Origin of the sequence: Streptomyces sp. NPDC056452, assembly GCF_042796085.1 — a bacterium.
In the GTDB taxonomy this organism is placed as follows: domain Bacteria; phylum Actinomycetota; class Actinomycetes; order Streptomycetales; family Streptomycetaceae; genus Streptomyces.
Genome location: NZ_JBHTRI010000021.1, coordinates 24,628 through 38,719, shown reverse-complemented (window position 1 = coordinate 38,719; position 14,092 = coordinate 24,628). Strand labels below are relative to the sequence as shown.

General features: G+C 66.7%; 15 protein-coding genes and 1 pseudogene. 6 read left to right on the top strand and 10 right to left on the bottom strand.

Translation table 11 applies throughout. The features are described from left to right. Window positions 1-37: 37 nt before the first annotated feature. Window positions 38-439, bottom strand: a complete 402-nt coding sequence (locus tag ACFQ6X_RS21060; protein ID WP_383183519.1) for a DUF6896 domain-containing protein — start codon at window positions 437-439, stop codon at window positions 38-40. A 268-nt stretch (window positions 440-707) separates the two neighbouring features. Here ACFQ6X_RS21060 and ACFQ6X_RS21055 point away from each other — a divergent pair, with 268 nt between their 5' ends. Next, a complete protein-coding gene (locus tag ACFQ6X_RS21055; RefSeq protein WP_383183517.1) occupies window positions 708-2,537 on the top strand; it encodes a galactose oxidase-like domain-containing protein in 1,830 nt (609 codons plus the stop codon). 1,132 nt (window positions 2,538-3,669) lie between these two features. After that, the gene (locus ACFQ6X_RS21050) at window positions 3,670-4,227 is read left to right on the top strand and encodes a hypothetical protein (RefSeq protein WP_383183515.1); all 558 of its coding nucleotides are present in this window, start codon (window positions 3,670-3,672) and stop codon (window positions 4,225-4,227) included. Here ACFQ6X_RS21050 and ACFQ6X_RS21045 read toward each other — a convergent pair whose 3' ends face one another. The 5 genes and pseudogenes from ACFQ6X_RS21045 to ACFQ6X_RS21025 form a co-directional block, all read right to left on the bottom strand. Then, window positions 4,228-4,674: a hypothetical protein gene (locus ACFQ6X_RS21045; protein ID WP_383183513.1), complete on the bottom strand. Its 447-nt coding sequence runs from the start codon at window positions 4,672-4,674 to the stop codon at window positions 4,228-4,230. It lies immediately after the preceding gene. A 272-nt stretch (window positions 4,675-4,946) separates the two neighbouring features. Then, window positions 4,947-5,984, bottom strand: a complete 1,038-nt coding sequence (locus tag ACFQ6X_RS21040; RefSeq protein WP_383183511.1) for a PP2C family protein-serine/threonine phosphatase — start codon at window positions 5,982-5,984, stop codon at window positions 4,947-4,949. 438 nt (window positions 5,985-6,422) lie between these two features. Continuing rightward, window positions 6,423-7,028 carry a dihydrofolate reductase family protein gene (locus ACFQ6X_RS21035; protein WP_383183509.1) on the bottom strand — a complete coding sequence of 202 codons (606 nt, stop codon included), beginning with the start codon at window positions 7,026-7,028 and terminating at the stop codon, window positions 6,423-6,425. Window positions 7,029-7,339: 311 nt separating this feature from the next. Beyond that, entirely contained in the window at window positions 7,340-7,978 is a 639-nt protein-coding gene (locus ACFQ6X_RS21030; RefSeq protein ID WP_383183507.1) for a hypothetical protein, read from the bottom strand. A 76-nt stretch (window positions 7,979-8,054) separates the two neighbouring features. Further along, window positions 8,055-8,855 (bottom strand): annotated as a pseudogene (locus ACFQ6X_RS21025) (IS5 family transposase). 485 nt (window positions 8,856-9,340) lie between these two features. Between ACFQ6X_RS21025 and ACFQ6X_RS21020 the strand changes: the two are divergent. Further along, window positions 9,341-10,150, top strand: a complete 810-nt coding sequence (locus tag ACFQ6X_RS21020) for a universal stress protein (RefSeq protein WP_383183729.1) — start codon at window positions 9,341-9,343, stop codon at window positions 10,148-10,150. 281 nt (window positions 10,151-10,431) lie between these two features. On the opposite strand, the gene ACFQ6X_RS21015 is transcribed toward ACFQ6X_RS21020, so the two are convergent. Together ACFQ6X_RS21015 and ACFQ6X_RS21010 are read right to left on the bottom strand one after the other, a co-directional pair. Beyond that, window positions 10,432-10,590, bottom strand: a complete 159-nt coding sequence (locus ACFQ6X_RS21015) for a hypothetical protein (protein ID WP_383183505.1) — start codon at window positions 10,588-10,590, stop codon at window positions 10,432-10,434. 76 nt (window positions 10,591-10,666) lie between these two features. Then, the gene (locus tag ACFQ6X_RS21010) at window positions 10,667-11,422 is read right to left on the bottom strand and encodes a nucleotidyltransferase domain-containing protein (protein ID WP_383183503.1); all 756 of its coding nucleotides are present in this window, start codon (window positions 11,420-11,422) and stop codon (window positions 10,667-10,669) included. A gap of 190 nt (window positions 11,423-11,612) precedes the next feature. Here ACFQ6X_RS21010 and ACFQ6X_RS21005 point away from each other — a divergent pair, with 190 nt between their 5' ends. The 3 genes from ACFQ6X_RS21005 to ACFQ6X_RS20995 are packed head-to-tail and all read left to right on the top strand — an operon-like array spanning window position 11,613 to window position 12,671. Further along, window positions 11,613-12,086: a hypothetical protein gene (locus ACFQ6X_RS21005; RefSeq protein ID WP_383183501.1), complete on the top strand. Its 474-nt coding sequence runs from the start codon at window positions 11,613-11,615 to the stop codon at window positions 12,084-12,086. 10 nt (window positions 12,087-12,096) lie between these two features. Continuing rightward, a complete protein-coding gene (locus ACFQ6X_RS21000) occupies window positions 12,097-12,294 on the top strand; it encodes a hypothetical protein (protein ID WP_383183499.1) in 198 nt (65 codons plus the stop codon). Further along, entirely contained in the window at window positions 12,291-12,671 is a 381-nt protein-coding gene (locus ACFQ6X_RS20995; RefSeq protein WP_383183497.1) for a hypothetical protein, read from the top strand. The genes ACFQ6X_RS21000 and ACFQ6X_RS20995 overlap by 4 nt, the downstream gene beginning before the upstream one ends. A 322-nt stretch (window positions 12,672-12,993) precedes the next feature. On the opposite strand, the gene ACFQ6X_RS20990 is transcribed toward ACFQ6X_RS20995, so the two are convergent. Both ACFQ6X_RS20990 and ACFQ6X_RS20985 read right to left on the bottom strand, forming a co-directional pair. Further along, window positions 12,994-13,182, bottom strand: coding sequence for a hypothetical protein (locus ACFQ6X_RS20990; protein ID WP_383183495.1), 189 nt, complete (start codon window positions 13,180-13,182; stop codon window positions 12,994-12,996). Between the two features lie 264 nt (window positions 13,183-13,446). Continuing rightward, complete coding sequence (locus ACFQ6X_RS20985) at window positions 13,447-14,025, bottom strand: TetR/AcrR family transcriptional regulator (protein WP_383183494.1); 579 nt, start codon at window positions 14,023-14,025, stop codon at window positions 13,447-13,449. Window positions 14,026-14,092 lie beyond the last annotated feature (67 nt).

Here is a 14,092-nt window from a genome sequence, read left to right as displayed (position 1 = left end):
GCAGCCTCCGACGCATCCGAACCTCACCCTGAAGCGGTCAGCTGGCTACGCTGAACCATCCCGGCTGCACCTCGGCCAGAAGCGGCTGCAGTGACTGCACTGCGGACCGCAGGTCCTCATCCGTGACGTCAAGAGGCTCCGGCAGGCTCAGCCCGTACCAGCGCAGCCGCCAGAGGTCGAAGACTTCGCTCCCGTCGGCTGCGAAGTCCACATCGACCTCAGTGCCGTTGCCGCTGACGAATCGGCATCCCGCCCCATGGACCGTGTAGGAGTAGGTACCGATGTGCCCACTCCGGCTGATCAGGCGCGAGCGGGCCAGGCCAAGGATATCTGCCAGGCGCTCAAGCGAGGGGATCGCCACCCTCATGGCCTCGTCAATCGCGTTCAGAGCGTGGACGTAACCGAGGACGAGGTCTTGCGCAGCCCCGACCCGTTCCATACGTCGTCATCCCCCTGAGCCCGTGGCTGCGGGGATTGTTTCATGGGCCGCCAGCGTCTCCGCAGGACGGCATTCTGAAACGATCAGTTGGACGACCCACCGAGCGACGTCGGCCCACTCACACGGACAGCCCAGCGTGTGCGCCCTTTCTGGACGTGCACATGAAGTCAGATAGCCATAAATATGACATTGAGTGATGTTGATCACGAAATTTCACTCTCAGTGATCCTCTGGCGATCCGTCGCCACCTCTTCCCACGAGGAGCTCCATGTCACGCACAAAGCTGTCGGCGGTGATCTCGGCATGCGCCGTGGTCGGCGCCCTCATGGCCACGGCACTTCCGGCCCACGCCCATGATTCGGGCCAGGCGACCGACACCAGCGCCGAAGAAGCCACCGTACTTGGCCAGGACCACGCCAAGGCACACGCGCGCGTCCGTTCCGGGGCCAAGGCCCTGGACGGCTACTCCCAGCTGGCCCGCGTCCAGAGCCTGCAGAACCTCGCCACGTCCCAGGCGGAGGCCAACTCCCAGTTCCATCCCAAGGCGTACGGCCAGTTCGCCGAGTACTTCCCCTCTCCCGACTTCGGTGCGCACGTCGCCCAGCTGCCCACGGGCAAGGTGTTGCTGTTCTCGTTCGAGCGGATGGAATCCAACCCCACGCTCGAGCCGGCGCCCACCGACACGATCGGCGCCGCCAACGCCGGCCGCGCGTTCCTGTGGGATCCCGCCAAGGGGACAGGCCCGACGGCCTTCACGAAGGTGACCCCGCCGGAAGTCGTCATGCCGGACGGTACGCAGGAGAGCCGTCCCGCTCCGTTCTTCTGCGCCGGGCACGCGTTCCTGCCCAACGGCATGCTCGGCGTGTTCGGCGGAAACCTCGGTGGCAAGGGCGGCAGCGGCGCCAAGCTCTCGCTGGTCTTCGACCCGTGGACGGAGAGCTGGGCGGTGAACCAGGACATGTCGGTGGGCCGCTGGTATCCGTCTGTCGTCGCCGCCCCGGACGGACGTCTGCTGATCATGTCGGGCCAGTCCGAGAACGGATGGGGTACCGCCACTCCGGTCGTCGAGCGCTTCCCCGCGAAGAGCCACGCCGTCCCCTGGAACGAGAAGGACATCCCCCGCAACGTCCCCGTCGACAGGCTCCGCGTGGACGCCCCGTTCAGCTCGACCAGCGACTACCCGCATCTGTTCACCTTGCGCGACGGCAAGGTCTACGGCCTCGGACGTGACCCGAAGCAGCAATGGATCTTCGACCCGGTCGCCGAGACCCGGTCCGACCTGCCCGCCCGGCCCGACAACTTCAGCCGCAACTACGGCTCCGCCGTGCCCCTGCCCGCCGGATTCCGGGGCCCGGACTCCGTGCTCGTCCTCGGCGGCAACCGGGACGACCCCAACACCTACCGGCTCGCCCATGGCAAGTGGAAGACCCAACAGCCCCGGGCCTTCGGCCGCACCCAGGACGACACCGTCATCCTCCCCGGCGGGAACCTGCTCACGGTCAACGGAGCCTACGACATCCGTGATTACGGCAACGGGCCGTACAACCCGAGTGCCGACCTGAAATACCGCCAGGTCGAGACGCGCGACGCCCTCGGACAGTGGAAGCTCGGGCCGGTCCAGCGGCTCCCGCGCGGCTACCACTCCAATGCGGTGGTGCTGCCCGACGGCCGCATCATGCTCACTGGCGACGAACTCCAACAGCTCGCCAACGATCCCAACATCAGCGATGACATGAACGGCAGCATCGAGCTCTATGAGCCGGCTTACCTCCACCAGGGCCCTCGCCCGGTCCTGAGCCGCGTCCCTGATGGCCCGATCGCCCACCGGTCCCACTTCGAGGTCACCACCTCGACACCGGACCGCGTCAAGCGCGCTGTCCTGCTCGCGCCCACGACCGCGACCCACGCGGTGAACTTCAGCCAGCGTCACCTCGACCTGCGGATCACCTCCCGCAAGGGCGGCAAGCTGACCCTCCAGGCCCCGCCGACGGCCAACGACGCGCCGCCCGGCTACTACATGCTGTTCCTGCTCGACGAGGACGGCGTCCCCAGCACCGCCCAGTTCGTCGCCCTCAGATCGCAGCCGAAGGGACGGTGACCTCCGACTTCAGCCGATCCACCGCGCCGCACCGTACCCACGGCTGAAATCCGCCCCACAGCCGACGCCCCGAGCATTCGCCCGGCAGTCGGGGAGGGCAGGCTCCTGTGGGTCCGGAGCGGATCGCTGTTCCTAAGATTCTTCTGGTGTTTGGACTCGCTGTTCGAGCTTCGCCAGAACCGGCCTGGCCCACCACAACGAAGGCGGAGACCTCTCTTCCTCGCCCATCACGCCGGTTGTGATCTTGACGCCCTGCGTGAAGCCGCCACCCGTCTTGCCCGCATCAATGAACGGGGAAAAAGGATCCCGCTCGGGGACCTGGATGGCGGGCGAATCCGGCTCCTGCGGGCGCTGCTGTTTCCCCTTGAAGACCTTCAGGCTGAGATCGCGGAACTCCTGGTCGAAGTCCGGACCTCTCCTGGTGAGAAACGTGGCCAGTCATTTATGAACCTCTGCCCTGCCCAGCAGCAGGATGATGGGGATGACCGTCACCATCGCGGACGCGTAATCGCCGGTCATCTTGAACGTGTGCATCGGTCCCCTCGAGTCGGTAGTCGACTTGGAAGGTAGGGGAACATCCTTGGCTGTTCGTGCCGTTCAGGCAGGCATGCCCCGCATGCGTGCGAAGCCTCAGAACTCGGAGGCCGCGCGAGTGGCGACGGTGAGGTGCGCGCCAGTGAGGGCGTCCTCCGAGTTGCGTGCACGGCCACTCTCACACACGATCGCCTGCCGACAGGGATGGGTTGGTGTGCGGACTTCGAGTCGGTCGCCGACGTCATTGCAGCGCGGTGTTGGTGCGAGCACGCGGAAGGGTCAGGTAGGGGCTGTTGGCGGCCGGTTCGACCGCGGTTGGGTACGGCGGGCTCCCGGCGAGTAGGCCCCACGCGACCGCCGCCCAGCTGCCGCCCACCACAGCCACCGCGGCGAACACGATGGTTCCGCTGCGGGGGCCGGGTCGCTGGTGGGCTGTGGTGGTCGGTGTAGTGCGGGGATTTCGGCTACGTGCTGTCGTGCCCGACGCCGCGACCCCTGTCATGCTGGCGTGCTCTGAGAGCGAAAGTAGGGAATGACCTACAGAGGGTGGAGGTCCTGTATACGGTGCGTTCAGCTGTGTCGGGGAGGGGTGGGCGTTATGGGTGGGGCAGTGTTGACGTTGTCGGCGGCTGTGATCGGTAGCGCTGTGTCGCTGGTGTCGGTTTTGGTGACCCAGCGTTTTACGCAGCAGGTGCACCGGCGGGAACAGGACCGTGTCGAGCGCCACCGGCATGAGGACCTGGCAAGGGCCCGGGCGAACCGTCTGCTCGAGGAACGGCAGGCTGCATACGTGCGGTTCAGTGCGGCAGCCCGCACAGCACGGGACGCACTGGCGGCTTGCATGTACGACATGCGGCGTGCCGGCACTCTGGAGGACACGCACCGCGAGGAGTTGAAGCAACGCTGGGACGCCTACGTCGCCCAGCACGCCGAAACCCACATCATTGCCTCCAACGATGTTCTCGGCGTAGTCGGCCGCGTCAATGGGGCGCTGCGCAAGATCCATGGGCTGGTCAAGCGTTTGGACGTCGGACCGCAGAATCCAGGTGACAGTGTTGACGCTTTGACGGAGCGGATCGATGACCTCTGGCCCAGCCTGGTCGCCCTGCGTGAGGCGATGCGCCGCGACCTCGACTTGCCCGGCTCGCCGTCGTGATCAGTTCTCGAAAGGTACGGGTTCCGCGTGAAGTGACACGGTGGTGAGGTAGAGACCGTCGCCGCTGACCCGGAGCGTCGGGGGCAGGCCGTCACTGAAAGCATCCGAAACCTCGGCGGTCGGGTAGCCGAAGAGGTTGATGTCGCGGAGGACAACTGGGCAGGCAGACGGCCCAGTGAGCGTGAAGGGGTCGCGGGTGAGGCCGATGCAGGCTAGGCCAGGGGTGTCCTGGTGCCGGCCGCGGCGGTCCGTGGTGTCACCGTATGTGTCGAGCGTCAGGCCCCGGTACTGCGCGCTGAAGGCCCAGCGGGCGCCACAGAGCCAACCATCGCGAACGTCCGCGACGGTGGCGACGGCCCACTGGGCGGTGCGCTCGTCCATGCCGAAGCGGAGGGTGCCGGCAGAGCCAGGGAGCCGGAGACCGACTCCGGGGAGCAACTCGAACATGCGGAGATGGTCCCAAGGGACGGCACTGCGCCACAAGGCGGCAACGACGATCACCTGCTGCTCGGGAACCGGGCCTACCTGCGCAGAGGCGGGGTCAAAGCGACTATCCCGGTCCCGGCTGACCGGGCAGGCCCGGGCGCGCCATAGCGTTGCCGATCCACACTGACGAGCGGTTCGCACCAACCGCATCACCGACCTCGTCCGAGCCGCCCTCGCTCTTCGCCTGTGGCGTCAGCGTGAGCTGAAAAAGTGCTCACTCGGACGCCCGTGTCTCAGGGCTCACGCATACGTACGGCGAGGGCGGCGATGTCGTCGTCAAGGTGTCCTCTGCTGTATCGGAGGAGATCGCTGTGAAGAGCCGCGAGCAGCTCGCGGGGAGGTGTCGGGGGCTGTCGACGCATCCAAGCTGCCAGCGGGAAGAACTCGCCGTCGCGGGCGCGGGCCTCGGCGATCCCGTCGGTATAAAGAAGCAGCATGTCGGTGGGGGAGAAGTCGAAGGTGTCGACGTTGTAGTGCTCGCCGATTAGCTCCGCGAGGCTGAGCAGTGGCGAGGGGGTGGCCGACTCGAGGACACGGAGTTTCCCGCGGTTCAGGAGCAGCGGCGGAGGGTGTCCGCAGTTGAGGATGTCTATACGTCTGCCCTCGTGCGGGATCTCGACGAGAAGAGCGGTGGCGAAGCGCTCCATCGGCCCCTCGGGGGGAAAGGCGGCGTTGTAACGGGTGCTGCTGGCGTCCAGCCTGCGTGCGACGTTGATCATGTCGGTCTCGCCGTAGGCCGCCTCCCGGAAGGCGTTGACGATCGCCGCGGCCGCGCCCACTGCCGGCAGGCCCTTACCTCGCACGTCACCGATGAGCAGCCTGACCCCGTATGGCGTGTCGGCCACCTCGTAGAAATCCCCGCCGATGCGGGCCTCCGCTGCGGCCGCGAGATACAGCGACTCGATCTCGATGCTGCCGATACGGCGTGGCATGGGGCTCAGTACCACCTGCTGCGCCGCGTCGGCGACGAGCCGTACCTGGAAGAGGGTGCGCTCCCGTTGGAGGCGCACATGGCTTCCGTACGCGGCGGCCACGGTGACCGCGATGATTCCCGCGGCCGTCCACCACGTTCCCAGATCGGGGAAGACGAGGCCGAGACCGATCATCAGAACGAGACAGACCGTCCCGAGCAGAACGGTGGGGAGCACCGGCCACATGGCAGCGGCGAGGGCCGGCGCCGCAGGCAAAAGGCGGCTGAAGGCCATTTCCGGCGGAGTGGCGTATGCCAGACTGGCGATGACGACGGTCAGGATGACCGGCGAGAGCCGCACCAGTCTTCCCGGGCCGGGGTGCCTACGGAGCCGCGGCCGTCCAGGCTCGATCACACTTCACAGAATATCTGCGCAATGGGGGCATAGCGCTCTGAAGACCCCGCCCGCCCCTCCCGCTCAACAGTCGATGAGTGCCCCTGTGGCCCGAGCTGCTCAAACTTTGCTGTCACTGATCAACCAATCGATGCTCAGATTCCGGTCGCCCTCACCGCGCGGCGGTCTCTCCGGCCTGGGGCGGATTGCCATGTTGCGAACCACCGCCGGGCCCAACCCGTCCTCGTGTCCAAGTCGTCAGCCACCCGGGACGGCGCACAGGACACCGAGATCGGCCAGCAAGGCCACGATGGTGACGGGCTGACCGCAGTGCGGGCAGTTCCGGACGGCTCCGCGCCCGCCGACGTCGGCCTGTCGGCCGTCCAACCGGCGGACGGGGCGACGTCACGCAGGGACGCCGAGCGGCGGGTGCTCAAGCACGCGGGGCTTGTACTCGACCAGCTGGATGCGGCGGTCGAAGGTGCGGTGCTCGATCATCTCGAGGGCAACGTCCGGATAGCCGTCGTAGATGCGTTCTTCGCCCGTGGCCCCGGTGATCACCGGGAACATCACGACCCGGAAGCGGTCGACGAGACCGGCTCGTAGCAGGGATTGGCACAGGCTGAGGCTGCCGATCGTGCTGAGGAGCCCAGAGCCACTCGACTTCATCGCGCGGACCGCCTCGACAGCGTCGTCGCGGACGAGCGTGGAGTTGGCCCACGTCAGTGGCTCCTCGAGTGAGGAGGAGAACACAACCTTGGACGCTTGCGTGAGCTCGTCGACGGACGCCTCTTCTTCGGGCCTGAACTCGTCTTGGCCATTCGGGACCTCGCCTGCGGCGAAGCCCGACATCAGGCGGTAGGTGTTCGCTCCCATCAGGTAAGTGGCCTTGGGCTGCTCGCCGAGCCATGCGAGGTACTCCGGGCCCTCGAGGCCCCAGAACCCGGGCCATCCCTCTCCCGATGCGTGGCCGTCGAGGGAGGTGATGAAGTCGACGAGAAGCTCCGACATGGCGGTGTCCTTTCCTGGGGTGTCACGAGCTTGGACCGGTCGGGAGCCACAAACTCATCGGCCGCGCCGTGGAGTAACGAGAAAACCCATGACGCTGCAGCCGATCAGATCGGCGGAGCGGCACTGCTTCGGAGGGCGCCGGAGGCTCACATGATTGCTCTATGCATGCAGTCGGGTAATGATCTCCATGCGATTGGGAACGGCGGTTTGCGTTCTGTCGACGCCCCAGCTCGGCCCCACCCGCGAACGGCCCACCACGCTCTACTGGTGATCGGTGCGCCTTCGCTGCCCGGAGGGCTGGCGGGCCGCCGTCAGGGCCGTTGCGCGGGCCCAATGACGGTGAGTCCCAGCTGCGCGGCGAGCCAGTGGGCGTATGGCTCTCTGCTCTGGAGGCCGTTGTGGACGGCGCTGCGGACGTGAACGAAGACGGTGTGGTCGTCGGTGGGCTTGTCAAGCTCGAGCTTATGGGCATTGAAGACAAGGGTCACCTCAGCGTGCTTGGACTCGCCGTTGAATCCCGCCTCGGGCGCGTCCGGCCATTGCAGCGATTCCCAGTGGATCGAGCCCACATTCGGACCGATCGCCGCGGTGAAAACGTCCTCGATATGGCCGATTGGAAGGTTCCACACCTCCCACTCCACGGGCAGCCGCCCCTCGAAGGCGGCCGCCTCGGTCGGCAGGCCGCTCGCCGGGACACCGGCGACCAGAGCCGGCAGGTCCTCGAACGGAATCTCTTCCACTTCCTCCAGCTCGAACGCCCCGCAGAACCGCCCCTCGGGCTCGGGTATGGCCTTCGCCATCCGCCGCACCTCGGCGACGGAAGAAAGCTCCGTGTACGCCGAGACCTTGGAGTGCTCGCAGCGACCGAACTCCATGAGGCGGCGCGCGGTACGCAGGGCGAGGGCAGGGTCGGAGGTGCGGAAGACCGGATAGGCGACGTCGTTGGACATCCGATGACTGTGTCACGGCCTTGTCATCACAGGCCATCACATATACCGCACGCTCGCCGTGCTCATTACAAGTCATTCATTTGGCGAGTCTGCGGTAACAGATGAGGGTGCAGGCGATGCTCGCGAAAGCGAGGAAGTGCTCGGCCTTGCGTTCGTAGCGGCGGTGGAGTCGGCGGCAGCCGGCGAGCCAGGCCATGGTCCGTTCGATGGTCCAGCAATGTCGTCCGAGTCGCTGTGAGGTGTCGACGCCCTTGTGGGCGATGCGGTGTCGGATGCCTCGCTGTGCCAGCCATTTCCGCAGTTGGCGGTAATCGTAGCCCTTGTCGGCGTGGAGCTTGGCGGGCCTACGTCGGCGAGGTCCTCGGCGGGACCGGATCGGAGGTATGCCTTTCACGAGCGGAATGAGGGCCTGGCTGTCGTGGACGTTGGCGGCGGAGACGCCGGCGGACAGGGGCAGACCGGTCCGATCGGTGATCAGATGGATCTTCGAGCCGTACTTGCCCCGGTCGACAGGATTCGGACCTGTCAGGTCCCCCTTTTCAGGGCCCGCATGTCCACCGAGTCGATCGCGCACCGCGACCAGTCCAGGTCGCCGCAAGAGCCGAGTTCGTCGAGGACCAGGCGGTGGAGCTTGGCCCAGACCCGGGCCTTCGTCCACTCTGCGAACCGGCGGTATGCCGTCGCGCCGGACGGGCCGAACGACGCCGCGGGCAGCTGCTGCCACGTACAGCCCGACGTTGCCACGAATACGATCCCCGCCAGAACCTCACGGTCACCATGCCGGCGCCGACCACCACTCTTGTGGCGTCGACGGCGCCTACGGCACCACCCGCTGGAACAGCTCCCACAGCGCATCCGGCACCAACCGCTCAACAATCCCCGCCACAGCAGCAACGAGACAACTTGTTAGCTACCGCGCCGGCCTGCTGCAGCAGGCCAGGGGCCCTCCTCAAGAGGCGATCAGACCGGTCTTACACTCCGGGAAGAGGCCGCCGCACTCAAAGGTGAGCCCCTCGACGCCTTCTGCGACGCAGTCCTCGCCGACTTCGGAGCCGGAAGCACCGACGACGTCGCCCTCCTCGCCGTACGCATTCCACCCCGTCCCGCGGCCAATTTGCCTGAACCCGGCCGGACTCGCGGAACACCTACATTTCATCGGCCTTGCTGGGCCCGACTAACGAAATCCGCCGTACGCCAGCCCCGGGCCTCCTCGCCGTTACTGCAGGTGCCGCGCCTGGGGGACGCGCCGCTGGATCAGACGAGGGCCGGGGCTGAGCTGCAGTCGCCCCCCGACACCAGCCTGGATGGCAGCAATGTGCTGCCGGAGTGAAGCTTGAAGCCGAAGCCAGCAATGGAGGAGCAGTGGGCAACCTTGTCGTCGCAGGAACGGATGGCTCGTCGTCGAGTCTCGCCGCGGTGGAAGAGGCCGCCAGGGAAGCCCAGCGGCGTCGTGCGGAGCTTCGTGTAGTGCACGCCTTCAGTTTGCCGGCCATGCCCGAGTTGGCGCCGCTGGACCCCTCACCAGTCAAACGCCTGTTGAACGAGGCGGCGCAGCGTGCTCGGAGGGTGGCGCCGGAGGTGGAGGTCACCGAAGCCGTGGTGACCGGCGACACCGTAGCGGTGCTGGTAGCTGAGTCGCGGGACGCGGACCTTGTGGTCGTCGGCCCCCGGGGTACGGGTGGCATTATCGGCATGCTGCTGGGATCAACGGCGTCGTCCCTGGCCGCCCACAGCCAGTGTCCAGTGATGGTGGTTCGCGATGAACCGGTCGGCACGGGGCCGATCGTGCTCGCTGTCGACGGCTCCTCCGTCGGTGAAGCAGCGGTCGAATTCGCCTTCGCCGAGGCGGCGCTACGGGGGGCTGAGATTGTGGCCGTACACGCGTTTCAGCCGGACTACGTGCCGCCCGGTACGGGCCCGGAGAGCGCGGAGCGTCTGTTGGCGCAGGCACTCGCTGGCCGCACGGAGAGATATCCGGACGTCACGGTCAGACACGAAGTGCTGAGCGGCGAAGCCCGCGAGGCATTGATCGAGGCGAGCCGGACGGCCCAGCTCGTGGTCGTCGGAGCCAGAGGGCGTGGAGGTTTCGCTGGCCTGCTGTTGGGTTCGGTGAGCCAGGCACTGCTGCACCACGCCCACTGCCCCGTCACCGTCGTCCGCGGCACGGCATGACCAGACCCATGCCCGTGGGTGTGAGTGCCCCACCGTCAGACGGTTGGATACCGCCGGGACCGACAGGGAACCTGCACGGTGTGGGATGCTCGTGGCGGAGTCGACGTCCAGCCAGGTGACGTCGCCCGACCGCTCTCTCTCGCGCGTGGAGGTCGAGCCCTGGAGACGCCGGACCGGAGCGGCGCTGCCTCTTGTTGCGCGCCTCGCGGCGCTTCGACCGGGATCCCATGAGCCCGACTCACCACACTGCGGGGCAGAACAGCGATTGGTTTGCATTTGCTTCAACCGGCCAGGTGAGTTCGTCCTTCCACACTGGAATTGGCGGCATCGCCACCGATTTGACGCCGCTGCCGGTGCACTTTGGGGTAGAGCGAGTCGAAACCGTGGGTGTTGAAGTTGCGGATCACGTCTCTGACGCGGTCTGCGTTGGTGAACGACACCTTGGTAGGTGTTTTTCAACCTGCCGAGATCACGTGACCGCTGGCATCGATGGCTCTGACATTGGTGTTCAAGGTGTCAGCGGGCGACGTAGCCTTCGCGGAGAGGGCCGCCTGTCATGTTCAGCACTCGCTTAGCTGAGGTCGTCAGCGGTGTCGGGTCAGCGTGTCTGGCCAGGGCGAGGTGTCCGTCGAGTAGGTGTTGGCCGAGGTCGGGATCAGCTGATTTCAGGCGCCTGGGCAGCCATTTTCCGGCGCCGTTCCACGTGCGATGGTGCGCGGTGAGCAAGTGCGCCGCTTCGCGGAGGACTCGGTCTGCCACCGCCAGCTGTTCGTGAGGGTCGCTGTGGGGGCCGGTGTCAGTGAGGTCGTCCAAGAGGTCTGTGAGCAGGGCTCGCTGGGCTTCGCACTCGGGTCCTGTCAGGGGATCTGGGCCTGCTGCCAACAGGGCTTTCGCTTCCTGGCGAAGCGCCTCGACATGACCGTCGGCATCGTGGACAACGATGGAATCAGCGAAGAGGAAGAGTGCTGTCGCCCTGCGCGTTATGCGGCTTTCCGCGAAGGCGGTTCGCAGGTCGAAGCGACTGTTGAGGAAGACCTCGGCCAAGCGGTCGTCGTGACGAAGCACCTCACGACGTCTCATGCCGTGATCAGGGAGAAGGACCGTGATGTCGAGGTCACTGCTCGGGGTGGACTGACCGTGGGCGGCGGAACCGCCCAGCACCGCGCCGGTCGCTTCCGGATAGCGCGCGGAAACTAGTCGGGCAGCTGCACGGACGTCCGCGGCTGCTTGGTCGGAACCGAGCCAGGGGCAGGGGTGCGGCTGGGGATTCATGGCCGTCATCGTGCCAGCTCGGGTCAGGGCCGCTTCGTCCAGTTGTCGGTGCGAGGTCCTTCGCGGGTGATGCGTTGGGTCATCACGGTGATGAGTGCCCAGTTCAGATGGGCTTCCTGTTGACTGAACTAACTTGGGAGTTTTCCCAGTTCAGGCACGGTATAGAGGATGCTGCTGCTAGCTTCCGGGCATGCCTGAGAACGAGGGGGCCGAGCGTGATCTGTCCGCTCTGGAGCTGCCGCAGTGGGGCCGCTTACGAGAGACCGGGGATCCGTACCAGCTGATCGACAAGGACGGGCTGGTCTGCGCGGAGGCCCAGGCGTTCTTCAAGGACCTCCAGACCGCGGGCCGCGAAGACACGACCCTGCGCTCCTACGCGCTGGACCTGCTGCGATTCCTCTGGGTGCTCGACATCAGGTGGGACCAGGCAACCAGGTGTCGAGGCGAGGGACTTCATGCGCTGGATGCTGCTGGCCGACAAGCCCGTGCGCGTGCACTGGCGCCTCCAGCTTCGATCGCAGACGGCAGCACCGAAGGGGCATGGCGTCGTGAGGCTGGCACCGGGGACGCCGAATCCGGTGACGGGCAAGTCGTCGCCGGGCGTCAAGTACGCGGCCCGGTCCGCTGCCCTCGCGGAGGTGGAAGTCGTAGAAGGTCCGCATGACCGTTTCGCAGTGAGCCCTGGTCGTGACCTCCTCGGCCGTTGCGAACCCATACTCACCCCCGCCCAGTCGGCCGACGCGCCGGCGCGGACGCTCACCAACGGAACCGCGGGAGCGAAACTCCACCCCTACGCCGGCCTCCAGTCCGCCGGCACCCGCTCCGCCGACCTCAACCGGCTCGGCCACAACAGCCAGGGCAGTGCGGGATGACCACCAGACCACGCACCGTGATGCGTATCTACTTCCATGTGCAGAACGCGGAGCTGTACGAGCAGATCCTCGACGTCCTCGAGGGCGTCACCCCGCGCGTTCAGGCGCACCCCGCAGACTGGTCCGCCGACGTCGACCTCACCGGCGCCCTGCGGTACCGGGACCACGGGCCCGAAAGCCTTGCCGCGGTCATCCGGCTCCGCATCCTCGCCATGTACGGGGTTCAGATCAGTGCTGGAGTCGGGCCGTCGCGAATCCGACGAGTTCGCCGATTCCCGCTTGGCTCTCACTGGGAACCCGCCGGCCGCACTACATTCTCGGCGCCGGTCGGCGGCGGGTTCCTTGGCCAGGGCAGGCTGGGCTGGCGGGACAGGTGAAGCGAGTTCGGGGTTCGGCCGCAACTGGAGGGCTCGCATTCTGAGGTGTCCCGTGTGCGTGGCTGACACCCGCAACTTCATGACGCTGAGTTAGGCCGTTTCGTTTGGATCATCGGGCTGACCACAGGAAGATGCCTGCGATGTGGAGTCCGGCCAGGTAGATCGCTGCTCGCCTGCTCGTGCCCGTCGCCAACCCCGCCGCCCAGCGTCTGCGAGGGTGTCAAGCGGGGCGTCTTGGGTGAATTGCGTGGCTACTGCCAAGCCTGGCTTTGTTCGTGAGAACGGATTCTGGCTCAGGTTCTGTGATGCGGAAACGCCATGGTCAGCCATGGTCTTCCCACTCTTCTTGGCAGAACCGGGCCTCGCTGATTGTGGCGTCGCCGGCTCTCGTGGCCCGGACGTTCATGTTGAGGCCGCCCAACCCCAGATCGCCGCCGCAGCCCAAGATCAGGCTCGTCTCATGCTCTTCGGTGTGCTGGATTATGGCCTCATCAACGATGGATATGGGCATGCCAATCAGTCGGATACCCTCATACTCGACCTGTGGACCGATACGGCCCTGCACGGTGACAGTGCCCGCGCTGAGTACCGCCTCGGTCGCGCCGCCGCCCCCGACGGTCGCATCCCCGCACCGAAGCCGATGACGCGCCGCGACGGCGAACTCACCTTCTTCGCAATGGACTACGTCACCATCACCCGCGACCCGCGCACCCAGCTGGTCGTCGCAATCGGGGGCGACCCCCGTGCGGCGGGCATCCTGCAGACCGCCGACGGGTCACGGGCGCGGCCGCATCCCGGTGAACAGGGCCTTGAGCACGCGGTCCACGTACGCGGGGGTCAGCGGCTCCTGGGTGATCAGCAGCCTGAAGTACAGCGGGCCGGACAGGATCGTCATCGCCAGGTCCAGATCGAAGTCGGGCGACAACTGGCCCTGTTCCCGCGCCTTTTCGAGGCGTACGACGGTCTTCCGCGCCTGCGGGGCGATGAACCGTTCGTTGAGCGCGGCGGCGACCCCTGTGTCGTGCTGGGCCTCGCCGATCATCGCCCGGAAGAGGGAGTCGAGCGGCGCCCTGCCCAGCAGCTCGACGATCGCGTGGATCTGTGTGCGCAGGTCAGCGAGGACGTCGCCGGTGTCCGGATAGTCGAGCGCCGCGCCGTTGACCGACAGCAGCGAGTCGAGCAGTAGGGCCCCCTTCGAGGGCCACCGGCGGTAGACGGTGTGCTTACCGACGCCGGCCCGGGCCGCGATCGCCTCGATGCTGAGCCTGGCGTAACCGAGTTCCTGCCCCAGTTCCACGGTGGTGCGCATGATGGCTTCGGTCAGGTCGGGGCCGCGACGGCGGGTAGGTGGCATCCCTCCACAATAAGGCACGGCACGTGCCGTGCTTGACAGGTGTTCACGCTCCGGGGCACTCTCTGGA

What these genes read in the sequence shown, in the direction of transcription:
- ACFQ6X_RS21005 (WP_383183501.1), top strand. Translation starts at nt 11,613, where the DNA reads ATGCCTGAGAACGAGGGGGCCGAGCGTGATCTGTCCGCTCTGGAGCTG.
- ACFQ6X_RS20995 (WP_383183497.1), top strand. Translation starts at nt 12,291, where the DNA reads ATGACCACCAGACCACGCACCGTGATGCGTATCTACTTCCATGTGCAG.
- ACFQ6X_RS21045 (WP_383183513.1), bottom strand. Translation starts at nt 4,674, where the DNA reads ATGTTCGAGTTGCTCCCCGGAGTCGGTCTCCGGCTCCCTGGCTCTGCC.
- ACFQ6X_RS21035 (WP_383183509.1), bottom strand. Translation starts at nt 7,028, where the DNA reads ATGTCGGAGCTTCTCGTCGACTTCATCACCTCCCTCGACGGCCACGCA.
- ACFQ6X_RS21060 (WP_383183519.1), bottom strand. Translation starts at nt 439, where the DNA reads ATGGAACGGGTCGGGGCTGCGCAAGACCTCGTCCTCGGTTACGTCCAC.
- ACFQ6X_RS20985 (WP_383183494.1), bottom strand. Translation starts at nt 14,025, where the DNA reads ATGCCACCTACCCGCCGTCGCGGCCCCGACCTGACCGAAGCCATCATG.
- ACFQ6X_RS20990 (WP_383183495.1), bottom strand. Translation starts at nt 13,182, where the DNA reads ATGCCCATATCCATCGTTGATGAGGCCATAATCCAGCACACCGAAGAG.
- ACFQ6X_RS21055 (WP_383183517.1), top strand. Translation starts at nt 708, where the DNA reads ATGTCACGCACAAAGCTGTCGGCGGTGATCTCGGCATGCGCCGTGGTC.
- ACFQ6X_RS21010 (WP_383183503.1), bottom strand. Translation starts at nt 11,422, where the DNA reads ATGAATCCCCAGCCGCACCCCTGCCCCTGGCTCGGTTCCGACCAAGCA.
- ACFQ6X_RS21030 (WP_383183507.1), bottom strand. Translation starts at nt 7,978, where the DNA reads ATGTCCAACGACGTCGCCTATCCGGTCTTCCGCACCTCCGACCCTGCC.
- ACFQ6X_RS21050 (WP_383183515.1), top strand. Translation starts at nt 3,670, where the DNA reads ATGGGTGGGGCAGTGTTGACGTTGTCGGCGGCTGTGATCGGTAGCGCT.